This is a genomic window from Paenibacillus sp. JNU01, from assembly GCF_059130585.1.
This window is the reverse complement of sequence record NZ_CP169723.1, coordinates 2875314-2899960: the sequence shown is the minus strand read 5'-3', so window position 1 is coordinate 2899960 and position 24647 is coordinate 2875314. Positions and strand designations below refer to the sequence as shown.

Here is a 24647-nt window from a genome sequence, read left to right as displayed (position 1 = left end):
CAAAAAGGGAGGAAATGGGGCGAAATGATGTCAATTTTCAGCTGTTATTAGACGGAAACTCTTATTTTTCCTAAAAATTGGGATATTGCAGAGTAAGCGGCACCAACACGGGTGGAACGGCTGCCCAGAGCTGCCCATTCAATCTGCAAACTGCGACGGTGATAAGGTAATGTACGTTCCTCCACAACCTGTTTTAATGCTGTTTCTATCCAGGGACCTGCTTCAGAGAGCGGACCACCAATGATAATTCGTTCCGGGTTGAAACTGTTGACAATATTGGTGATGCCAATACCCAGTTTGCGTCCAATCGTGTCGTATAATTCCTGAACATTCTTATGGCCTTGCTCTGCATAATGGATTAGCTCACGTGTGGTATGAGCAGGTAATTTCAGCTGATGATCTGGGTGTTCGTAGGCTTTTTCCGATGCGTATAACTCCCAACAACCACGATTTCCACAGGAACAAGGCAGACCTTCCGCTTCAATGGACATGTGGCCTGTTTCCCCTGCGTAACCCCACGCGCCTTTGTATAATTCACCATCTACCATGATGCCTGAACCAATCCCCATGCCTGCACTGATATAGATCATGTGACGGACACCGATGCCTGCACCAAAATTTAACTCTCCATGAGCGCCAGCATTGGCTTCATTATCGATGGTGACAGGCAGTTCAAATTCTTCTTCAAGCATGGAGCGCAGCGCTACCTTCTCCCACCCCAAGTTGGGTGCAAACAGGACTGTTCCTGCCTCATCGACCATGCCGGGTACTCCGATACCGATGCCTATGACACCGTGAGGGGAAGCAGGAGCTGCTTTAATGAGCTGTTTTGCTGCCAATTTTAATTGCTCCAATACAGAGGACACGTCATGATGCTCCAAGGTCACTGCGTATTCTGTAATGATGTGTCCTTCCAGATCTGTAAGCACGCCTTTTAAATGGGTCACACTGAGTTCCAGACCGACTGCATAGCCGGATGTCCCCCGAAACAGCAACATGAGTGGTTTGCGTCCGCCACTGGATTCCCCAGGGCCAATCTCCTGCACCAGATCATCACTGATCAGATCAGCAACCAGGTTGGATACCGTTGCTTTGTTCAGCCCGGTAACCTCGGACACTCGCGCGCGAGAAAGAGGGGCATGGCGCCGGATCGTATCCAGAACGATCGATTTGTTTATTTTTTTGACCAACATCTGGTCTCCGGTAATTTTCATATCGTTAAGGCACTCCTATTCTTCTGGTAAAAGGGCTCTGACCCACATCCGAAACAAGTTATTCGACTATTATAGCGTAAACAAGCGTGTAAAAAACAATTTTATTTTACTTTGTTTAACCAATAGACAAAGTAAATTCGATGTGTTAGGATAACGGTGTAAACGATTTCTTAAAACTATTGAGGAGGCATTTTACACATGGCCTATTTTGAATCCGTTAATAAAATTTCATTCGAAGGTAAAGATTCCAAGAATCCTTTTGCTTTTAAACATTATAATCCAGAAGAAGTGGTAGCCGGCAAATCGATGGAAGAACATTTCCGTTTCGGTATGGCTTATTGGCATACATTAACTGCAGGCGGAAGTGACCCGTTTGGTGCAGAGACAGCTGTTCGTTCGTGGGATAAATACTCGGGTCTGGACCTCGCGAAAGTACGCGTGGAAGCGGCATTTGAATTTTTGGAAAAAATGAATCTCCCGTTCTTCTGTTTCCACGATGTGGACATTGCACCAGAAGGCAACAACCTGCGCGAGTTCTACAGCAACATTGATACAATCGTTGATCTGATTGAAGATCATATGAAATCCAGCGGCAAAAAACTGCTCTGGAACACGGCGAACATGTTCTCGAACCCACGCTTCATGTTTGGTGCAGCTTCGACTTGTAATGCAGACGTGTATGCTCATGCTGCAGCACAGATCAAGAAAGGTCTGGAAGTGGGTAAACGTCTGGGCGCTGAAAACTATGTATTCTGGGGCGGACGTGAAGGTTACGACACATTGCTGAACACAGACATGCAACTGGAGCAAGACAACATTGCTCGCATGTTCCACATGGCTGTAGACTACGCGAAGGAAATTGGCTTTGACGCACAATTCCTGATCGAGCCTAAACCAAAAGAGCCGACGAAACACCAATATGATTATGATGCAGCAACTTCCATTGCTTTCTTGCAAAAATACGGTTTGGACAAACACTTCAAACTCAACTTGGAAGCGAACCACGCTACACTGGCTGGTCACACATTTGATCACGAAATCCGCGTTGCTCGTACCAACGGTATGCTCGGTTCCCTTGATGCGAACCAAGGTGATATGCTGATCGGTTGGGATACAGATGAGTTCCCAGTTGATATGTACGATGCGACTTTGACAATGTATGAAGTATTGAAAAACGGTGGTATTGGCCGCGGCGGTGTGAACTTTGACGCGAAAGTACGTCGTGGTTCCTTCGAAGCAGACGATCTGTTCCTGGCACACATCGCAGGTATGGATACGTATGCCAAAGGTCTGAAAGTAGCTGCAAAACTGATCGAAGATCGCGTATTCGATGACTTCATCGAAAAACGTTACAGCAGCTTCAGCGAAGGCATTGGTGCAGATGTGGTTGCAGGTAAAGCAACACTTGCTTCCCTTGCTGAGTATGCACTCAACAATGAAAGCCCACGCAAAAACCAATCCGGACGTCAGGAATTGCTGAGAGCACAACTGAACCAGTACATTCTGGCTGATTAATAGTGGATTAGGCAGGGTTGGTCACGTCGACCACCGATGGTTATTCAACTCATATGTGTTGGACATCAGTGTCCAAACTAGCCTATGCACAAGATTAGCTTGTACCATGGAACGCCTGAACAAGCATGACATTCGGACCGTCCCCGACTTTCCCTTGGGAAGACGGGGGCGGTTTTTTGGTTAAACAAACAATGAGGTTTTTAAATTGCTGATATAAATGTTCTTCTAAGATGGTGCATGCAGAACGGAGTGAGCAGAAAGGACCCGAGGAAGCAAAGCGGTCGCATTTATCCCCGGATTTCACCCTTGCTAAAGGGGATAAAGGAAATCCGGGGGTAACGGCGATCCGAGGGTTTTCTGATCACGGAGTGGCCACATGAGCATCAGGGTTTCATTTATAACCAATGACGAATCAAGGTCATTGGATCATCTTTTCGCTACAAAAACGAGTATGTTTTTACTGTTTTGATATAAATGTTCTTCTAAAATGGTACATGCAGAACGGAGTGAGCAGAAAGTACCCGAGGAAGCAAAGCGGTCGCATTTATCCCCGGATTTCTCCCTTGCCAAAGGGGATAAAGGATATCCGGGGGTAACGGCGATCCGAGGGTTTTCTGATCACGAAGTGACCACATGAGCATCAAGGGTTTCATTTATGACCAATGACGAATCAAGGTCATTGGATCATCTTTTCGCTACAAAAACGAGTATGTTTTTACTGTTTTGATATAAATGTTCTTCTAAAATGGTACATGCAGAACGGAGTGAGCAGAAAGGACCCGAGGAAGCGAAGCGGTCGCATTTATCCCCGGATTTCACCCTTGCCAAAGGGGTTAACGGAAATCCGGGGGTAACGGCGATCCGAGGGTTTTCTGATCACGGAGTGGCCACATGAGCATCAAGGGTTTCATTTATACAATCCTGTTACAAACGAGAGGAGTTAACCTATGAGTTACGTAATTGGTGTCGATCTGGGAACCAGTGCGGTTAAAACCGTGTTGGTCAATCGTGAAGGAAAAGTGGCATTTGAAGCATCGGAGGCATACCCGTTGTACCAGCCCAAGGCTGGATACAGTGAACAAAATCCCGAAGATTGGGTAGAGCAGACGATTGTTTCCCTGCGCAAATTGCTCGAAGTATCTGGCGTGCAGCCTTCGGAAATTGAAGGTTTGAGCTTCTCCGGACAGATGCATGGACTGGTTTTGGTGGATGCCGAAGGTAAACCACTGCGGAATGCAATCTTGTGGAATGATACACGCACAACGGCTCAGTGCCGCCGGATTGAAAAAGTGCTGGATGGCAAGCTGTTAAGCATTGCCCGGAACCGCGCCCTTGAGGGTTTTACCTTGCCAAAAATTCTGTGGGTTCAGGAGAACGAGCCTGAATTGTTACAGCAAGCATCCTTATTCCTGTTACCCAAAGACTATGTGCGTTATCGCCTGACAGGGGATTATGCCATGGATTATTCCGATGCAGCAGGTACCTTGCTGCTGGACGTTGCGGGCAAGCAGTGGAGCAATGAGATTGCAGAAGCATTCAAGCTGCCGATCTCCCTATGTCCACGTCTAGTGGAATCGTTTGAGGAAGTGGGTACCCTGTTGCCTGAGATTGCGGATCAAACAGGTCTGGCAGCTGCGACAAAAGTATACGCAGGTGGCGCGGACAATGCATGCGGTGCCATTGGCGCAGGCATTCTGAGTGAAGGACAGACAATGTGCAGCATCGGAACGTCCGGGGTGGTGCTTTCCTACGAAGAGCGTAAAGATCTCGATTTCGAAGGCAAAGTACACTTTTTCAATCACGGGGAGAAAGATGCCTTCTATATTATGGGGGTAACACTTGCCGCAGGATATAGCTTGTCCTGGTTCAAGGATACGTTTGCAGCGGACAAATCCTTTGATGTGCTCTTACAGGGCATTGATCAGATTCCGGCCGGCAGCAACGGATTATTGTTCACACCTTATATCGTTGGGGAGCGTACACCTCATCCAGATGCGAATATCCGGGGCAGCTTCATCGGTATGGATGCCGGGCACAAGCTGGAGCACTTTGGACGTGCGGTGATGGAGGGCATCACCTTCTCGCTGCGTGAATCCATTGATATTTTGCGCGGTGCAGGTAAAACCGTTAATGAAGTCATCTCCATTGGGGGTGGTGCCAAAAATGAAGCCTGGTTGCAAATGCAGGCAGATGTCTTCAACGCCACAATTGTGAAGTTGGAGAGCGAACAGGGTCCGGCTATGGGGGCAGCAATGCTGGCTGCCTATGGATGTGGCTGGTTCTCGTCTTTGCAGGAATGTGCAACGGCGTTTATTCGTCCGGCGAAGTCCTATGAGCCGAACCCGGAAACGGTTGCTGTCTATGATGGATTGTTCGCACTGTACCAGGAAGTCTATGGACAGACACGTAGTCTCAATGATCGTTTGGCTGAATACCGTTAATTCATCACATGAAACATGTATATCATACATGCAGAAGCATCCGCACAGGCGGGTGCTTTTTTTGTCGTTCAACAAGATTAACCCCGTGAAAGGTTTCCTTGTCCTGCATATCCGCATTCCGGCTCTGCATAGATTGAGAATAGAGGATTGTGATCTGTCCAGACATCGGGTGTCCGGCGATTTTAATAGGAAGAAGCTTGAGCATGGGGGTGAAGCTTTGGATGAACATGAGGTACATGGAAGACCACATATTACCTTGTCGATGATCGTTCGTAATGAGGAGAATCGTTATCTCAAGCAGGCTTTGGAGACACATCGTGCCTGGATTGATCGTGCAGTAATCATTGATGATGGAAGCACGGATGGAACGGTGGCGATGTGCCGGGAACTTCTGGACGGTATTCCACTTGTATTGGTGGAGAACGCTTCTTCACGTTTTGCAGACGAAGTAAGCTTGAGGAAACAACAATGGGAAGAAACAGTGGCGACCGATCCGGAATGGATTTTGAATCTGGATGCGGATGAGATTCTAACCAGTGACTTTGGGGCTGTACGCGATCTGCTGCTTCGTGGCAACGAGGATGCGATTTATTTCAGATTGTTTGATATGTGGAGTGATACGCATTACCGGGAAGATGAGTTCTGGCAAGCCCATGCCTACTATCGGCCGTTTCTGATTCGTTATCATCCGGGGATGAGCTATGAATGGAAGGAAACACCCCAGCATTGTGGGCGTTTTCCGTTAACGATCCAGCATTGGAGTTATGGATGTCATGCTCCCCGGGTGAAGCATTATGGATGGGCGCGGGAAGAAGACCGCATCCGCAAATATGAGCGCTATCAAGCATTGGACCCTGAAGCAAGATACGGTTGGAAGGAACAGTACGAATCGATATTGGATCAAGAGCCACGACTGTTGGCATGGGTCGAATAAGGAGAGGGGGAGTGAGCACGTTGAGCAAGAAAGACCCGTTACACCAATCGCAATCGCAAGAGGAATCCCAACCTCCAATAGAGCCGAATTCCCAAATAAATGGGGAACAGAAAGAGAAGCAACATCAAAACCAACATGAAAGCCATGTAGAGAGCCAAGTAAAGAGCCAGAGTAATCATCGACCGTCCAGGCGTTCTGTTATATCGAAGGAAACCCGCCAACCGGAGAATCTTGAAACGCTTGTCCAGGAAAGAATACTGATTGCCAGCCCGGTTCGTCAGACAACTCCGGTGCTGCGTGAATTTTTGGATTCTCTGCATGCACTAGAACGAACAACAGTGAAGACGGATTATCTGTTTGTTGACGATAACGAGGAAGAAGCTGCGTCGAATATATTACGTGAATTTGTGCTCCAGCATGAAGGGACGGTTATTCAGGCAGATGAACATAGCAGCGATAGTCCTGACAACAAAGGGTTGTACACCAAGGATGAGGGAGGCCACTATTGGCAGGATGAACAGATTTGGCGTGTAGCTGGTCTAAAAAACCGCATTTTGAATTATGCACGCGACAACGAGTACGATGCTGTTTTCTTGATAGACTCTGATCTGGTGCTGCATCCGCGGACATTGGAACAACTCGTATCGAGTGGCAAAGACATCGTGTCCAATATCTTTTGGACCCGGTGGCAGCCGGGGGCCAGGGAAATGCCTCAGGTATGGCTGCAAGATGAGTATGCTTTGTATCGTCGAGGCGGCAAATCTTCAGCCGGAAATGAAGCGGAAGACGAGGGCGCGCAAACGACTGCTTTTCTGAATCAACTGCGGATACCAGGTTGTTACGAAGTTGGAGGGTTGGGGGCATGTACGCTCATTCGCAAAAATGTTCTGGCCGCCGGGGTTTCCTATGACCAGATTCCGAATGTATCCTTCTGGGGAGAAGATCGTCATTTCTGTATCCGTGCGCAGGCACTTGGTTTTCGCCTTTTCGTTGATACGCATCTCCCTGCGTACCACATCTACCGTTTGTCCGAACTGCCGGGGGTAGCTGCCTTTAACCGCAGAGCCAGACGTGGGGAAGAGACGATCAGCATTACGCTCTGTATGATTGTGAAAAATGAAGAAGCATCCCTCGCCAGATGTCTGGACTCGGTCAACGGCATTACCGATGAGATTGTGATCGTTGATACCGGTTCAACGGATCGTACCCGTCAGATCGCTTCCAGATATACGGATCGTATCGTTGATTTTGAATGGGTGGATGACTTTGCAGCAGCACGCAACTTTGCCTTCGATCAGGCGAAGAGCGAATATATTCTGTGGCTGGATGCCGACGATGTATTTGAAGCGGAAGATCGGGCGAAGCTTATTGCCTTGAAACGTTCGCTGGACCCGGCTGTTGATAGTGTCACAATGGATTACAATCTGTCATTTACGGCAGAAGGCAAAGTATCCTACAGTCTGCGCCGGAATCGCCTGGTGCGTCGAGATCGGCAATTTCGCTGGATTGGCGCGGTGCATGAATATCTGGCTGTAGCAGGCAATCTGCTGCATAGTGACATAGCGGTTACCCACAAGAAAGATAAGGAGTATACCGATCGGAATCTGCGGATCTATCGCAAGAGGGAACAGACCGGAGAGGAATTCTCACCGCGTGACTTATACTATTTTGGCAATGAACTGAAGGACCATGGACAGCATGAGGATGCGGTGAAGTACTATGAAAAGTTTCTGGACACCGGGCTGGGTTGGGTGGAAGACCAGATTGCGGCTTGCCAGAAAATTGCGGATTGTGAAGCTGCACTTAAACGATCAGAACAGGAAGTAACAGCATTGTTCCGATCATTCGCCTATGATCTGCCAAGAGCCGAGATTTGCTGTCGATTGGGTGGTTATTTTGCCGACCGTGAAGATTATCGCAAAGCCCTGTTCTGGTATGAACAAGCGACTCGTGCTGTACGTCCTGATGATCCTATGGTGGTGCTAAATGAAGCAGCCTGGACCTGGATGCCGCATCTGCAACTATGTGTCTGTTATGACCGGATGGGTAACCGTGCCAAGGCCCGGGAACATAATGATATCGCACTCGCCTATCATCCAACACATCCGAGCATGTTATATAACGATCGTTACTTTAAAGATCTGGAGAAGGATAACGTATTGGAAAAGGCTTAGCATGAAGGTCTCAATGATGCCTCTTTCGTGGAATTGAATGGGTGAATCATCCCCATGTCCATGGAGAGGTTTTTTTACGTTGCAATGCAATGACTTCTTAGTACTGATCAAAAGACGGATTCAGTTTGGAAATGGATTAATGTATTTCATCCAGGGGAGGATATGCTTTACAATAATGAATAACGGAAAAGCAGTGAACATGATTACCTGTCTTCGGCTGCCGAATTGATGAAATAAGGGGAACTGGATATGAATCTGACGGAAGTACTATTGGAGTCGAGGCTGGTCGCGATTGTGCGCGGTATTAGCCGTGAAGCGGCAGTAACAGCTGGACAAGGCATGACGAGTGGTGGAATTCGACTGATGGAAGTCACGCTGAACACACCTGGAGCACATGATATTATTGCAGACTGGCGTGAGCGGCATGAAGGAAAGGCTTATGTCGGAGCTGGTACGGTACTGAATGTGCAGATGGCGAAGGAAGCGGTCGCTGCAGGAGCACAGTTTCTGGTGTCCCCCAATGTCGATCTGTCTGTCATTGAATATGCTGTAGAACATGGTGTCGAGATCTGGCCTGGAGCCATGACACCAACGGAGATTGTCGCAGCCCATGAGGCGGGAGCACGTGTTGTGAAGCTGTTTCCGATGGCGAGCCTGGGCATACCGTATCTGCGGGAGATTAAAGCTCCGCTGAACCATATCCCACTGTTGGCAACAGGCGGCGCTACACTGGAGAATATTGCTGACTATTATGCAGCAGGTGCTGCTGCCGTAGGTCTGGGAAGTGCACTTTTACCACGTGAAGCCCTTGTAGCAGGAGATCATGAGCAGATTGCAGCATGTGCACGGAGATTTGTGGAAGCAGCTGAAGTTTAGACTTCAGCGAAAGATGAGGGATATGTCCATTTGGGTATATATTAAGGTAGCTTTAGATCAATTGCTGGATTATTCGTTATCATAAGAACCGATGTCATTTAACGTGCCGTTCATTCTAGTGTCGTATGATGGATGTATGCCAGAATTCGGAGAGGAGAGATGCCCTGTGAAAGCTAAAACAATGATTGGCGGCATGCTGGCCGTTGCTGCAGTAACGGCAGGTGGATTATGGAAGGCGGCGGTAAAGAGCCAGACACCCAAGAAGATTCCGATCACACTGACACCTCCAATGCCATTTGAGGATGTGACCTTTGACAGTGGGGGAGGTCGGGTGCATGGGTGGTTCATCCCGGCCAGAGCTGATATTCCGAAACCATGGCCGCTCGTGATTATTGCACATGGCTGGGGCTCCAATCGCTCTCGTGTTCTACGTTATGCGAGGCCGATCTGGGAAGCAGGATATGCCCTGTTTATGTATGATGTCCGCAGTCATGGGGCCAGTGATCCAGTTCGTGCTGCATCTGCCTATCTGTTCCGGGATGATCTGCTGGCGGCATTGCAGTATACGTCTGCACGGCCAGAGATTGATTCATCTGCTATCGGAGTGCTTGGACATTCACTGGGTGGACTGGGTACGATTCTTGCAGTGACTGAAGGCATTCCGGTATCAGCAGTAATTACGGATTCCATGCCATCGCAATTTGAGGTTATTGTCAGTTCGGAGCTGAGACGCCGACGTCTGCCTCTGTTTCCCCTGGCCCAGTTAATTCCGAGAATCTGGTTCTGGCGACTGGGTGAATCTCTGAAATCCTATCGTCAGCGCGATCCGGTGATGATGCTGAATGAACGGCGCAGGGGGATGCAACTCCCGTTGCTCATGGTGCACTCCAAGGGAGATAATTTTATTCCTCCGAGTGAGCTTGAATATTTTATGTCCAAAGCCGATCCGCCTGTGGAACATCTATGGGTTAATAGCGGAGGTCACAGTTGTTCCGAGGAAGATCCTGCCTTCTGGGATACCGTTATTCCATTTCTGAAAACCCATGTTCATGGTCAGGCGAAGTTGAATGATTCGTCTATAGCGAGTAGTTAACAGGATAGAACAGCCTACATAAGCGTGCAGGCTAACAGAGAAAACGCCAACGTGGTTGGCGTTTTTTTTGCTTTTATGAGCAATATGCAGAAATTCACAATTGTAAAATTGACGGGAAAAGACGATTAAAAAGGAAGCTTATGGTATCATAGAGTAGACTGGCAATATTCATGCGAGGTTATTTGTTATGCTTCTTTGTATGAAATTGAAGGGAGAGGTCCAGATTTGAGTTTGAATTGGAAGTTCAATGTACGTATCAAAATGTTCGCAACCAAAGCAACAACTGCAGCGATGGCAACACTGCTGCTTGCTTCGCAAACACCAGGTTTTGCAGGCAGCGCATCAGCCGCGCAAGCAGAGCAGGTGAACGAAGCAACAACGGGGGAAAATGAACAACTAGACGCAACCAGCAATGACGTGCCAGAGGGAGCGAAAATCTCATCCAGGCAAGCCAGTGAAAATATACTTAGATTATTTCCATTGTTAAAAAAAGCAACGATCTCATCTGCACGATTCGATTCACCTAATTCCTATCCACCGCCAGACTACAAGGCATGGGAGATTGGATTCCAGATTACACAAGGCAATCATACATCGGGATTCAGTGGGACTGTACATGCAGGCACAGGGGAAGTGTTAAGTGTACATCTACCATCGGATATTCTGGATAAACATGTCTCGGGATCGGATGTTAAGCTAACGAAAGCTGAAGCTGAAGAGAAGGCCGTGGCACTGTTGTATCAAGCGATTCCAGGCTTGAAGGATACGGAGTATGCTCCGCTAGGAGATCTGTATTCTTCCATCGAACAAGAGTCTTTGTTTGGCAGAACAGAATACCGATATGCTTACCAGTTAAAACATGACGGATTGTTATCTGACGCAGAGACAGTCCACATCAATGTGGATGAAAGTGGTTTGGTGACAGGTTACTCACGAGGTACTACATCTGCTAAATATCCTTCATCGAAACCGACAGCTTCGGAAGAGAAGGCCAGACAGCAGTTTGAAGAACAGTTTGATGTAGAGCTGGCTTATATCTCCAAAGATCGCTCGTCTTCCAAACAGGGTCAGCAGTATTACCTTGGATATACACCGAAGAATATCAGTATTGTTCCGATTGAAGCCAATACGTTGGAACGGATTAATACATTAACAGGCAAAGCAGTGGACGAGGATTCTTTACAGCAGGATACGAAGTTGCAAGGGGACGTGACGCCTTTTGTTCCAAGCAATGGTACAAGATTAAATGTACAGCAGGCCGCCAATCGGGTGGTAACGAACTTTGATATTCCCAAAGGTTACAAGCTGGAGCATAGCCAGTTAAGCAAAGGTTTTTTTGCAAGTCCGAACAATCAGGTATGGAGTCTGAGCTGGAGTGATCGAAGTGCCAATACGTCCTATATGTTCATGCGGGATATTTCAGCACAGGTGGATGCAGTGACTGGGCAGATCTACAGCTATACGATGATGCAACGCATTGGACCAGAGCAGGAAAAGCAGACTGAAGAGAAAACAGGCAAATTAATTACCCGAAAGCAAGCTGAGAAACTGGCGATGAACACGGTGATTGCGTTAGTTCCAGATGCAACGGAGCAATTTAGATTGGCTAACGTTATTGAGGTAGACGATGCTCGTACGTTTATGTTCCAACGCTATCTGAATGGAATTCCGGTGAAAGATGATACAGCACAAGTGCAGGTGTTGAACGATGGAACCGTGAACGAGTTCTATACACGCATTGCAGCAACGCCTGAACAATTGCCAGCAGATGATAAGCCAGCCATCAGTTATGAAGAGGCCAAGGCGCTCTATCTGGAGGAGTTCAAGCTGATCCTCGCATATTCCCGTTATGGCGGGTATGGTCTGAATAATGGTCAAGTTATTCCGGTGGGAGTTAACCTTGCTTATATGCCAACCCGTGATGAGAATTCCATCTATGGCACTTATGAAGTACTGGATGCTAACACGGGAGAGTGGAAGCTTCAATACGGGGAGACAGGTGCTGCAAGCAAGACAGAACCTACGGATATCTCAGGCCATGTGGCCGAAGATGCGCTTCGCAATATGACACAGCATGGCGTGTTGCTAGCGGATGAGCAGGGACGTGTATTCCCGGATCGGGTGATCACCCGAGGAGACTGGTTTAACTATTTGGCAAGAGCGATTAACCCGAATATGGATCTGTATTATAGTGGGGACGGAGATGACAAGCTATACGCTGATGTAACCCCTGACAGCCCTTATTATAAGGCAATCAAGGTGTTAATCGATCAACGCTGGCTTGCCGGAGCGGACCCAGAACAGAATCTGAACCCGCAAGAAGAGATGACCCGTGAAGAATTGGCGGTGCTGCTTGTACGCATACTGCGCTATGAGAAGCTGGCCGGATTCTACACATTGCCATCGGATCTTCCCAATATCGCAGATGCCAGTGCCATTTCGAGTAAAGGGGCGGTTTCCCTGAGTTTGAAGCTGGGATTACTTCCTTCAATTGAGGGACGTTTCATGCCTGCACGCAAAGTGACGGTAGCTGAAGCTTCACAGGTACTGGAACGACTTGCCAAACTTCAAGGCAAGACCGATACGTTTATGAGTGGCAATCGTCTGTATTAGACGAGGAATCACACATATTACGCCCGTCCGAATCATAGGATGAAGATAACGGGTACTCGTGATTCAACGAATTGAAGATCAAAGGGACCTTCCATAGAAGGTCTCTTTTGATTTGCTTTTACAAAACTAGAATGACGCCAGAGCCTTTTGTGATACAATAAGGCGTGAGAACTTTGCAAAGAAGGGTGGGTTCCTTTCATGGGTAAGAACGGGAAACGAATTATCACCGTACTGCTGGCAGGCTGTCTGATTGCTGTAGCGTTACCACGTACGATTGATCTGGATCAACTGTATGCTGCATCAGGAACATCGGATATATCCACGGCAACGGATTTGCGCCAGACCTTGCTTACCGCAATGTCACAGCGGACGGAGGAACTTGTTTTTACATACAAAGGCAATGTGAAAGGCCTCAAAAAACAATTACAAACCTCCATCGATGAGGCAATGAAGAGTGACCCCTATATCCAATATACCGTTAAAAGTTACGCATTTAATTATAAAGGCTCCAATGTATCGGCCGAAGTACATGTGACGCTTTCCTACCGGGAGACCAAGGAACAGACCGATTATGTGAATCGTAAAGTTACGAACGTGTTGAAAGAAATCATCAAACCCGGCATGACGGATCATGAGAAGGTTAAGGTCATCCATGACTGGATTGTGCTTAACCTGTCCTACGATACTTCGCTCAAGAAATATACGGCCTACGACGGGCTTGTTACAGGCAGTACCGTCTGTCAGGGATACTCATTGCTGGCTTATCGAATGCTGGAGCGAGTAGGGATCGATAACCGGATTGTGGAAGGTACAGCAGGCGGGCAGCTTCATGCCTGGAATATCGTGAACCTGGACGGCAAGTGGTATCACATGGACACTACCTGGGATGATCCTACTCCTGACCGGAAAGGTAAGGTAAGCCACAGCTATTATTTGCTGAGTGATGATGAGATGGCACGTGACCATATCTGGACAGGCAAAAGCAAGTACCCCGCTGCGCCAGCCCCATATCGAGAAGCTTTATTAAAGCTCGTGAAGGCTGGAGATAGCAAAAAGGCCGCTTATCAGAAGCTGTACCATGCTCTGGACTATTCCCTGTATGATGAACAGGATGCCGTTAAAGGTCATGCTGCGCTGAAGACCAAGGTTCAAGGTACACTGAAGGAAGGCGGAACCTCGCTCACGTTCAGGTACAAGGGTACGGAGGCTGGACTGATCGAAGATTTACAGGATTTGTACCAGCTTGGCATGAAATCGATATCTTATTATGTGTCCAAAATGGAAGGTACCACAGATCTACGTGTCAAAATTAACTGGACGTTATAAACATCGTTATAAGCAGGATGCTCCGCTTGAGGAGTGTCCTTTTTTGCGTTCAATTTGTGTTCAACGACGAGGGTTTTAGTGTTGTCTATTTTTTGTATATGTCGCTTTGCTATTCTATTCTTCGGCGCATGCCAACATTACGTACGAGGAGGATATGCAAAAAATGAGGAAAAAAGTGAGCATAGTGATCATTGCTCTGTTGCTGGTCACACAAATGATGCAGGGTTGGATATTAACACCAACGATGCATGCTCAGGATGAATTAACTAATTTGCCAGCCAGTGCAATCAGTGATACAGCGGTAGAAGACGGTTCGGCAGGTTCGGGAGAAGTGAAAGAAGATCCTGCCATTCCGGAAGAAGATAAGGATGTCAGTACTCCGGAAGATCAGGAGGATAATACGATGCATCTGCTTGGTGCAGCTGCAGGTCCGGTAATTACAGAGCAATTAATTACGAGTGTGCAGATGTACAATCAGGCACCGCAAGATAATGGAAATGGAACGATTGATATCAAAGGCGATAAGATTGAGGATATTCGTCCATCCATTCAGGATGAGGTGGCTGTCGTCTTTACATGGGGGCTTGCAAATGACACCCACAACTACAGCGATGGTTCCACGTTTACCTTCAACTTGCCGGATAAATTCATCATTGGATCACAGCTTAAGGGCGATCTGGATGGCGGTGTTGGGGAGTATGTGGTGAATCCAGATGGCACAATCATCTTTACCTTTAACGAACTGATCGAGCATGCGCAGTTGGAAGGCAACTTCTACGTGTGGATTAAGTTTGATGAGAGCAAGATGGAAGATGGATTGAAACAACAGATAGACTTTAGCTCTGTAGGGCAAGGCAGCATTAATGTGCATTTTGCCAACACAGCCGTAGATAAATTGAAGAAATCGGGAAGCGCAAACAAAGACAATTTCAACTCGGATGAAATTAAATGGACTGTAGATTTTAACCAAGGCGAGAAGGCTTTGAAAAATGCGTTTCTTACAGATACATTGCCAACAAACCTTGAACTCAAGGGCAATATCGAAATTCGTGAATTGGAAGTGCAATTGAATGGATCTGTAAAAGAAGGTCCAATAGTTCAAACGGAACCACAGTTTCCAATTGTATTGGGAGACACGGATAAGGCCTATCGTGTAACCTATACGACAAGTGTTAAAGCACCAACCACTGCTCCGTTCACCAATGTGGAGTTTCAAAACCAGGTTGCGCTTACAACGGATCAGAGCGAGCATAACGAAACGGATATTGGCCGAGTTCGTGTGAGTTTTAACGAGCCTTTGAACAAGTCCGGCCAAGATAGTGCGTATGATCCGGTGACACAGACAATCACATGGAAAGTGCAATATAACTACAATCAGCAAGAAATCATGCAAGCGAATGCATGGATTGAAGACCGTTTTGATACGGCCAAACAGCAACTGATCAACAATTCCGTCAACGTATACCAAGTTGATATTAATGCGAGCGGAGCGGCTTCGAACAGAACGCTGGTGAATCCGAATGAATACACACTTGAAACGATAAATACAGGATTTGATGACGGCTTCAGATTACATTTTAAGAACGACATTACCAAGGCCTATGAGATTGAATATGATACACAATCCATTCATCGTGTCTATACAAACGATACCATTACGAACACAGTGAACATGTATGATAATACTTCCAAAACAGGCCGGAAAGACATTCGGGAAGTCATTTTTGCCAAAAGCGTAAAAAGTGAAAACTTCAACACCAAAGAAATTGAATGGCAGATGGTGTTGAACCGTGATTTGCAGGACATGACGGATATCGTCATTACCGACAATTATGAAGGCAGACACATGAAGCTAATTCCGGGTAGTCTTCAAGTGACTGGGGTTAACAAAGACGACTTTGAATTGACTCCAGACCCGGCTGATCCTACGTATGAAAAAGGATTCTCCGTTCGCCTAAAGGACGGCGTTACCATTAACACGGAACATGTCATTACCTATACGACAAGCTTTGATCCGACGGCAGGTATGCCAACGGATAATGAATATCGCAACTCGGCCAAGGTCGATTGGAAAGAGTCCAATGTAGCACAGACTGCGATTACCAAGTCGGCTATGGTCAAACCGCAAGAGTACACCATTCAAAATGGTAACAAAAAGGGCGAATACAGCGCCAAAGACAAAACGATCACGTGGACAATTGATGTAAACTACAACTTGTTTGATATTCAGGAGGCTATCCTTAAGGATGCCTACACGGGTAACCAATCTTTTGTAGACGGTTCATTAAAAGTTCATGAGTTAGAGTTACAGGGAGCCAATAATGTTACTGCTGTAGGTAGCGAGGTTCCGCTCACACCTGGTCAATTCCAGCTGAACCCGGACGGTAAAGGTTTTACATTGGATCTGGGTAACATCGGCAAAGCAGCTTATCGCATTCAGTATCAAACGAGCCTGGATGGACCTTATTCCGTCGAAGGCACGTATGCCAACCAGGCTGTACTAACCGATGGTGAGGGCGGTGAAGAGCGCTTTAACAGATCAGCGAGCGTCACGCCAGCTCACGGTGGTGTGTATGTACAAAAAACAGGTCAACAGATCGGTACAACGGATAAAGCATCATGGACGGTAAATATCAATCCAAGTCAATCTTATGTTCCAGCGGGTACATCATTAACAGATACCTTGTCGGAGAATCAAATTTTATTGGCGGACTCCTTAAAATTATATGCAACGAACCTGCCTGCCAACAATTCAGGCAATGTATCCAACAAAGCTGGACTGGTTGATCCGGCAGATTATGAATTGACCGTTGAAGGTAATACATTTACCCTCACCTTCAATAAAGATATCCATACGGCATTCATTCTAGAATATCAGTCCTATATTAATGCCGATCATGGCGCTCGAATTGAGAATAAAGTTGAATTTGCAGGTCAGTCCTCCTCAGTGGTGGGAGAAGGCAATCAGGTGGGTATCAAAGTTTCATTGGCTGGAGCGGGTGGAGGAGCCTCTACTGGTCTGGGCAAGATTAGAATCCACAAAGTCAGTGATACTGGGCTTCCACTGGAAGGAGCCATATTCGCAATCTATAATGCGTCTGGAACTACGCTCCTGGAAACATTGAAACCAACGGACGAGAATGGTGTGGTTGAAAGCTCCAGAAACTATCGATTAAACAATCTAACCAACGGTATACCTTATAAGTTAAAAGAATTATCTGCACCGGCAGGATACATGGTTGATCCAGAGTATGGCTCTGCCTCAGGTAAAACGATTGAATTCAAGGATGCGGATATTGCCTTTGACATTGAAAATAAAAAGATTCGACAAGGCTTCGAATTAACTAAGGTAGATGCCATTGAATCATCCAAGAAGCTCCAGGGTGCAACCTTTGAATTGTACTTGAACAATGGCGCAACCCGAGAGAAAATAGACGAGTTGACGACAGGGGAAGATGGGAAAATCGCCAAAGGTGATCTCTTACCTGGGGATTATGAATTGGTAGAGGTTGTGGCACCCGAGTTTTATCAGTTGGATGCTACCCCGATTCCCTTCACCATCGTAGAGAATCAGACTCAGATTATTACACTGACGAAGTCGAATGCCATAGGGGCAGGTGGCAAACTTGTCGTTACCAAAGTCAATGCGAAGGATCAGTCCGTATTAAGTGGAATTGAATTCGAATTGCGTGATCACTCCAATGCGATCATCGATACGAAAGTAACGGATCTGAACGGGGTCATTGAATTCGATGGATTAACCTATGGTTCATATACATTGGTAGAGACCAAGGCAGAAGGTTTTGTCATTGAACAGCCGGAGACGCTTGTATCTATTATCAAACCGGAAACGCAATTGACTATTGAAAATAAAGAAAATATTCGTTCCGTGAAATTGATTAAAACCAATGCGGGTCGAACTCAGCATCTACAAGGTGCAGTGTTTGAATTACGGGCTCAAACTGCATTGATGGATGCAAATGGGAATTGGGAGTTCCACAAGGTAACAGGTCTGGATGAAGCCACACTGACAACCAATCAGCAAGGTGAAATTGTACTTAAAGACCTGGATGTCAATAAATATCAGTTGGTCGAAATAAAAGCACCTAACGGATATATCTTGGACACAACACCTGTACCATTTGAAATTACGAACATACAAACCGAAGCCATAGTTGTAGAAAAAACAAATCAGGCTATCCCGGTATCGGGCGGTGGATCGAGTGGACCTTATAATCCGGGGACACCTACTACGGGTGTAACACCAGATCCGGAGAAACCAGTAACACCGGGACCAGAAAAACCAGGAACGTCTGTCCCAGGTACAGTGGTTACTGGACCTACTGAACCTGGAGACGGAACCGAGCTTCCAACAGATGAAGATAACGGAGTAACTCCTCCTTCGCCTGGCGTCTCCAACGGTGACGACACTGCACCTCCAGCGGGGGATACAGAAACAACGGATGGGGATAGCGCATTGGCACCTTCTGCGGGAACGGATACAGATGGATCGCAGGGGACTGGGAATTCTGCATCACAGCAGAACGGAAACTCTGCATCACAGGGAATGCTGCCGAAGACAGGCGAAGAGAGCACATGGGCTTTCACTGTGGCAGGCATGATGCTGATGGCATTGGGTAGTGTGGGATACGTTTACTTCCGACGTAGACAACTGCTTCAGCGTTAAATCGCACGCAGCACGTAATGCAGGAATAGATCATTTTCAGATAAAACAGATAAAAACACCCTCTAGCTTCACAAGTGACCCAGAGTCACGGTGTGAATATACTAGAGGGTGTTTTATTTTATTTCGGTTGAACCTTAAGGAATATCAAATCCAGCGACGTCAGGATTTACTTTAATGGCTCTTACAATTAACCGATGTGTTGGATTGACGAGTGGATCACAGGTAATCAAGGTAAGGACCTGTCCAAGTCCGGGGTCTCCCAGCACGGACAAGTCATTAGGCTCCACAACGGATATCCGATCTATCTTATAATGGATGATCGTTCGATCTGCCAGAGTGACTTCCATTGAATCGCCAATCTGGAGTTCTCCCAGGCGATTGAACAATCGTCCTTTTTTGTGGGCGCGATGAGCGGCAATGGCGGCATTACCTTTGTTACCGATTCTATTGGTTTCGACAAGGTGGGTTGCAGCTACCTTCATGTTTGCTTCCGTGGCACCCTCCAAAATCGGCAAGCGGACATCAATCTTGTCAATGGAGAGTACCCCCAACGTATCCGAAGATTCGTCTTGCACTATATCTGTATTGTCAGTAGTTGGCTCGGCGGAAGCTGCATCCTGTATGCCTTGTTCGAAGGCGTGATTCAGCTTGGACAAGCCGTCTTGCAGTTGCTCCAGATCGTTCATCACACGGGTTTGCTGCCAGTCATAATACGTGTCCCGTAGGAAAGGAAAGCTGATGATCAGCATGCCCAGCAGAATGAGCAGGATAGAGAATTTTTTCATTATGCATCAACTCCCGTTGTTCAAGAAAAATAGTATACCTTTATCTATTTTTACTTACAGACCTATACAAAATATGGACAGGAGACGAAAGGACGAAGAGGTACAGGAAGGTTCGAAGGGGCCGTCACCAAAAAACCTCCCCGTATCGCTACAGAATGAAAACTGCAACGCCACGGGGAGGTTTTATGATATAAAGTCAATTGTATCTGTAGATGATAGTACGTTGGAGCTACTATTTGTTACTTGGTGCATCGGTAGGTGTGAAATCACATTCCTTCAGCGGCACCACTTTGGTTTTTTTGATCCATTTGTAACCAAGCCACAACACGAGGAACAGGGGGACGCTCAGATAGGCAACGATGGCTCCACTCCAGTCGATCTCGTCACCCGTAAATGCCTGATAGTTCTGTCCAATAATCACGATAATACACAGGACAAAGGCAAAGATCGGCCCAAACGGGAACCAACGTGCCCGGTAAGGCAGATCGCTTAGGTCCCTGCCTTGTGCAACGTATGCACGACGGAAGCGATAATGACTGATAGCGATACCTAGCCAAGTAATAAAACCACACATACCGGATGCATTCAGCAACCAGGTATACACAATGCCATCGCCGAATAGGGAGGCAAGAAATGCCAACATGCCAACGGCTGTGGTAAGCAGCAAGGCATTCATGGGAATGCCTTTTTTGTTCAGCTTACCGAGGAACCGAGGCGCTTTACCGTCTCGGGCAAGGGCATAGAGAACCCGGCTTGAAGCATACATGCCTGAGTTTCCGGCAGAGAGTACGGAAGTTAGAATAACGGCATTCATGACGGAAGCCGCAATGGCGAGTCCTGCTTTTTCAAACACCAGTGTGAACGGGCTGACCCCGATATTTTCCAGATCTCCTTTGAGCAGATTCGGATGAGTATACGGGATGATCAGACTGATCACGGTAATCGCCAAAATGTAAAAAATCAGAATGCGCCAGAATACCTGCCGAATGGCACGAGGTACATTTTCGCGCGGATTCTCACTTTCCCCGGCGGCTACTCCGATAAGCTCGGTACCCTGGAATGAGAATCCCGCAGCCATGAATACGCCTAACACGGCGAAGAATCCGCCATGAATGGGTGCATCACCGATGGTGAAGTTGCTGAAACCAACGGCTTCTCCGCCCATAATACCAAAGATCATAAGCACACCAACGGCCAGGAAGATAATAACGGTAGCTACCTTGATAATGGCGAACCAGTACTCGGACTCCCCGTATCCTTTGACGGACAGGACATTCAAGGCAAAGATCAGCACGAGGAACAGTAAGCTCCATAACATGGACGAACTGTCGGGGAACCAGTATTTAATGAGCACTGTTGCGGCAGCAAGCTCTGCTGCGATGGTTACCGCCCAGTTGTACCAGAAGTTCCAGCCCATGGCGAACCCGAGGGCGGGATCGACAAAACGTGCGGCATACGTATTAAATGAACCGGAGTCCGGCATAAAGGTAGCAAGCTCACCAAGGCTGGTCATGAGGAAATAGACCATGATGCCAACGGCCGCGTAGGCAATTAATGCCCCGCCAGGGCCTGCGGTTGAGATGGCGGTACCACTTGCGAGAAACAGCCCGGTCCCAATTGAGCCACCGAGGGCGATCATCGTCATATGGCGTGCGCGTAATCCTTTTTTCAGGGAAGGTCTAGTTGTTGTTGGGTTACTGCGGTCTTGCATGGAAACACTCCTTCATTCGATATACTGATGTTTGCGATAATTGCTTCCTAAACAAAAAGACCACAGGCATCAGCCTGCGGTCTTTAATATTTCAATGTCCGCACCATGTCCCAGATGATTAAGATAGCTCAACACAGAAGAATTCATACCTTTATACAAAGGAAATGTACTTCCGTGACAGTTCTGCGCCTTTCGACAGCAGCCCCAGCCCACCGGACCGTATAAGGAACGTCCAGTAAGCTTCGGCGGGTGCACCTTTCGGCTGATCTCATAAGCGGCTCCTTAGCGCCTCCTTCAGCGTACTGATCGCACCCGCGACCTCTACCTCACCATTCATGGATGAGGTGTATCTATTGTCTATGAAATTATGAACAACACAACTTAACACGGTGTGTTCAGTTTAGTAAACAGACAACCAGTATAACGCGCGTGCTTTTCCAGTGCAATAACAATTGTTGGATGTGAGGTTTGAGGGACGACTATTCCTCTTTTTTGTTGCGGCCGGCCATCTGTTGCCATACCGTTCCGGCAGCTTGTTCGCCGGATTCGATTCGTTCCAGAGCCATCTTGGCTTGCAGGCTGACTTCAAATTCGGGATCATCGGCTGCAACTCGCAACGCTTGCTCTGCTTCTTCTGTACCCACCTCATATAGAAAACGTGCAGCACGCCAGCGGACAAGTTTACTTTTATCCGATAATGTTGCTGTCATGGCTGGTGTGGCGGCAGGATCGCCGATATCAGACAAGGTATCCCCGGCCGTACGGCGTACCGCAGGTGAACTGTCCTGGAGCGCTTCATACAGCAGTTCCATTGCTTCCGGTGTACGAATGTCACCCAGGTATACCACGGCCAAACGCCGGATCTGCATTTTGTCATCATGCAGAGCTTGAGCTACAAGCGGCAATCTTTCTGCTGTAGGCTCCATGCCGTCCAAGGCAGCATAGCGAACATTCCAGTCACTGTTACGCAAGGCCTCTTCGAGTTCGGCACCATCCAGTTCGCGACGACGCTCAATAAATTCTTCGGAGTTGGTACCATGTTCAATCGCCTGTTGGATGACCTGCTCCAGTCGTTCTGGCGGATAGGCCGCTTCCAGCTCTTGCTCAACTTCGCGTGCGATGTCCGGCAATTCGCCGTAACGAACGCCGTAATCACTCAGTTTACGTTCTTTGATCATGGTTGCACTGGCAACTTCGGTAACGGCTTTGACAAAACGATCTGACAGCGAGATTCGTTCTTCTTTGGCTCCGGCCTTAACCCTGATTTGCATGGGTACCCCTCTAAAGAACTGAACGAATACCTGTGCTTCTCCGAAGTGTTCGCCAGATCCGTCCTCAGACTCAATCCAGTCCAGGTTGATGCCTTCCTGTCCGAGACGATTCTGGACTTCGCCCAGAATGACAGACCAGTCTGCGTTTCCTTTGCGATCAAGCGCCACGAAGTCGGTCGTGTGAAATACACTCTTCACGCCGGGAATATGAAGCATCTGGCGAATGAACGCCGGGGCGGATCGTTCGTTGTCCAGTGTATATGTTCTGCGAATTCCGTCCTCCAGACGTTCATCGAGATGCAGCATCATCGTATTTGGACTCGGTGTTGGTTCAATGGAAACAATATTCATCAGTGTAACCTCCTATAATACCAAATTCATCCTTAACCTCCCGTTAATTAAATCACACGGGTATTTCTCTATTTTACATCAATGTGTGGAATCTGCGAAATTATCCAGAAGCGATATGGGCATATCTGACACTTAGTGTGAAGAAGTGCGAAATTTGTTAACACTTCTTTCATGTTCACTCACAAACATTTTTAAACGAAAATTGGCACAATAATAGGAAGAAACAACTGGAGGTTATACTTATGGAACCCATTACTGTGCTCTCGGATGGTAAACGTCGTATTGCATATGCGAATATTATTCAATTGTTCAGGAACTGGATGGAGGACTCAACATCTGGTTCTGCGATAGAAACACATCGGGGAAGTTGGGAAAATGCCCGGTATTGTATTGTTGATTATCAGATTGCCGAAGAAGCGGTGTCAGCAGCAAATGCCATTCGGGCTTTTATGCCACAACTTCCGTTACTGGTCATTACTGATTTCAAATCTCTCATTCGGAAGCGACACCTGCAACAGATTACAGGTACAGGTGAGATGAAGATGTTTCTCTGGAACGAGCAAGACCCGGATCATCTTATCAAAGATATGGAGAATTGGTTTCATTCATCGTCTGTCCACAAATCAGAAATAGCCATACCGCCCATCTTATCCATGAGATAAAAGAGGGATGTGGCTATAGATTTTTAACTTCAATTGTTACGATCGTGATTAGATCACATATTTATAGCCTGTTCCCCAAACCGTCTTAATATAACGTGGGTTCTTGGGGTCAGGCTCAATTTTTTTACGCAGACTTGAGATATGAACATCGATGGTACGATCCAGATAGGCGCGTTCGGAGCCTTTGATTCGATCCATCAGTTCATTGCGGGTGAACACTTTACCCGGATTTCGGTACAATTCCTTCATAATCTCAAACTCAATATGAGTGACCTCGATTTCAACACCATCCACAAACAGGGTTCTTCTGTACTCATTCACATTCACATGCCCAGTAACCTCTGCCTGCTTGTCTTCCTTTGCCGGTTTATCCTGATAGGAAATGATTGATCTTCGCAGCAGTGCTTTAATCCGTGCATCCAACTCTTTCAAACTAAATGGTTTGCACAGAAAGTCATCCGCACCATTATGTAATGCGCGCAGTCGATCGTTCAGCATGGTGCTTGCCGAGATCATCAGAATAGGCACAGTGGAGTGCTGGCGAAAGGCTTCTACGAGATCATTTCCATCCATTTCAGGAAGCATGAGATCCGTTACAACAATATCCGGTTGGAATTGTGGAAACAGTTGAAGAGCCTCGCGGGCATGTTGAACCCGTTCAGTGATGTATCCTTCCTCCTCCAGAAAGAAAGCAATCATGTCGGCCAGATTTTTCTCATCCTCTATAAGAAGTACTTTGATCGTCATAGGGTCACACTCCTGGTGAAAATAATATGTTAAGAAACTACTAAAAAAACGAGGTGAATTGCGAATAAATGCCGCAAATTTTTTAATGTTTGTATTCCAAAATATAGGATGTATATGTAGAGAAGGAATAAACTTTTTTTATTGAGCTTCAATATCTTAGCATGAATGCAATTAGGTTGCCGATGACTCAGAATTTCCCAAATCTACACCAACTACTAATTACAGTATAATAGATCAGAACGAGTTA

Annotated in this window: 15 protein-coding genes, 1 pseudogene and 1 riboswitch; of the genes and pseudogenes, 11 read left to right on the top strand and 5 right to left on the bottom strand. The window is 47.0% G+C overall.

Going from position 1 to position 24647, the window contains the following annotated elements; genetic code table 11:
• Positions 1–47: 47 nt before the first annotated feature.
• On the bottom strand, positions 48–1214 hold the full coding sequence (locus tag NLBNIHML_RS12675) for an ROK family protein (protein WP_494354484.1): 1167 nt from the start codon (positions 1212–1214) through the stop codon (positions 48–50).
• 198 nt (positions 1215–1412) lie between these two features.
• On the opposite strand from NLBNIHML_RS12675, the gene xylA reads away from it, so the two are divergent.
• The 10 genes and pseudogenes from xylA to NLBNIHML_RS12625 all read left to right on the top strand — a co-directional run bounded on the left by xylA (position 1413) and on the right by NLBNIHML_RS12625 (position 18873).
• Positions 1413–2729, top strand: a complete 1317-nt coding sequence (gene xylA, locus NLBNIHML_RS12670; RefSeq protein WP_091019299.1) for a xylose isomerase — start codon at positions 1413–1415, stop codon at positions 2727–2729.
• Between the two features lie 947 nt (positions 2730–3676).
• Positions 3677–5170 carry a xylulokinase gene (gene xylB, locus NLBNIHML_RS12665; protein ID WP_339237774.1) on the top strand — a complete coding sequence of 498 codons (1494 nt, stop codon included), beginning with the start codon at positions 3677–3679 and terminating at the stop codon, positions 5168–5170.
• 61 nt (positions 5171–5231) lie between these two features.
• Positions 5232–6104: a glycosyltransferase gene (locus NLBNIHML_RS12660; protein ID WP_339237772.1), complete on the top strand. Its 873-nt coding sequence runs from the start codon at positions 5232–5234 to the stop codon at positions 6102–6104.
• Positions 6092–6718: pseudogene (locus tag NLBNIHML_RS12655) on the top strand (glycosyltransferase family 2 protein); the annotation flags it as partial. The gene NLBNIHML_RS12660 and the pseudogene NLBNIHML_RS12655, both read left to right, overlap by 13 nt.
• Before the next feature lie 489 nt (positions 6719–7207).
• Positions 7208–8278 (top strand): glycosyltransferase, encoded by a 1071-nt coding sequence (locus NLBNIHML_RS12650; RefSeq protein WP_445252847.1) that lies wholly within the window; start codon positions 7208–7210, stop codon positions 8276–8278.
• Positions 8279–8527: 249 nt separating this feature from the next.
• A complete protein-coding gene (locus NLBNIHML_RS12645) occupies positions 8528–9154 on the top strand; it encodes a bifunctional 4-hydroxy-2-oxoglutarate aldolase/2-dehydro-3-deoxy-phosphogluconate aldolase (RefSeq protein ID WP_339237768.1) in 627 nt (208 codons plus the stop codon).
• Between the two features lie 166 nt (positions 9155–9320).
• The gene (locus tag NLBNIHML_RS12640; RefSeq protein ID WP_339237766.1) at positions 9321–10247 is read left to right on the top strand and encodes an alpha/beta hydrolase; all 927 of its coding nucleotides are present in this window, start codon (positions 9321–9323) and stop codon (positions 10245–10247) included.
• Between the two features lie 225 nt (positions 10248–10472).
• A complete protein-coding gene (locus tag NLBNIHML_RS12635) occupies positions 10473–12860 on the top strand; it encodes an S-layer homology domain-containing protein (protein WP_339237764.1) in 2388 nt (795 codons plus the stop codon).
• A 198-nt stretch (positions 12861–13058) separates the two neighbouring features.
• Positions 13059–14186, top strand: a complete 1128-nt coding sequence (locus NLBNIHML_RS12630; protein WP_494354483.1) for a transglutaminase domain-containing protein — start codon at positions 13059–13061, stop codon at positions 14184–14186.
• 163 nt (positions 14187–14349) lie between these two features.
• Positions 14350–18873, top strand: coding sequence for a collagen binding domain-containing protein (locus NLBNIHML_RS12625; protein WP_494354482.1), 4524 nt, complete (start codon positions 14350–14352; stop codon positions 18871–18873).
• A 134-nt stretch (positions 18874–19007) separates the two neighbouring features.
• Here the strand turns inward: NLBNIHML_RS12625 and NLBNIHML_RS12620 are convergent, their stop codons facing one another.
• The 3 genes from NLBNIHML_RS12620 to NLBNIHML_RS12610 form a co-directional block, all read right to left on the bottom strand.
• Positions 19008–19658 carry a class D sortase gene (locus NLBNIHML_RS12620; RefSeq protein ID WP_494354481.1) on the bottom strand — a complete coding sequence of 217 codons (651 nt, stop codon included), beginning with the start codon at positions 19656–19658 and terminating at the stop codon, positions 19008–19010.
• Between the two features lie 232 nt (positions 19659–19890).
• Positions 19891–21369: an amino acid permease gene (locus NLBNIHML_RS12615; RefSeq protein WP_339237756.1), complete on the bottom strand. Its 1479-nt coding sequence runs from the start codon at positions 21367–21369 to the stop codon at positions 19891–19893.
• Positions 21370–21485: 116 nt separating this feature from the next.
• A riboswitch (Lysine riboswitch) is annotated at positions 21486–21701 on the bottom strand.
• Positions 21702–21848: 147 nt separating this feature from the next.
• Positions 21849–22991, bottom strand: a complete 1143-nt coding sequence (locus NLBNIHML_RS12610; RefSeq protein ID WP_339237754.1) for a virulence factor — start codon at positions 22989–22991, stop codon at positions 21849–21851.
• Between the two features lie 242 nt (positions 22992–23233).
• On the opposite strand from NLBNIHML_RS12610, the gene NLBNIHML_RS12605 reads away from it, so the two are divergent.
• Positions 23234–23653 carry a hypothetical protein gene (locus NLBNIHML_RS12605; protein WP_494354480.1) on the top strand — a complete coding sequence of 140 codons (420 nt, stop codon included), beginning with the start codon at positions 23234–23236 and terminating at the stop codon, positions 23651–23653.
• A gap of 48 nt (positions 23654–23701) precedes the next feature.
• On the opposite strand, the gene NLBNIHML_RS12600 is transcribed toward NLBNIHML_RS12605, so the two are convergent.
• The gene (locus NLBNIHML_RS12600) at positions 23702–24400 is read right to left on the bottom strand and encodes a response regulator transcription factor (RefSeq protein ID WP_339237750.1); all 699 of its coding nucleotides are present in this window, start codon (positions 24398–24400) and stop codon (positions 23702–23704) included.
• Positions 24401–24647 lie beyond the last annotated feature (247 nt).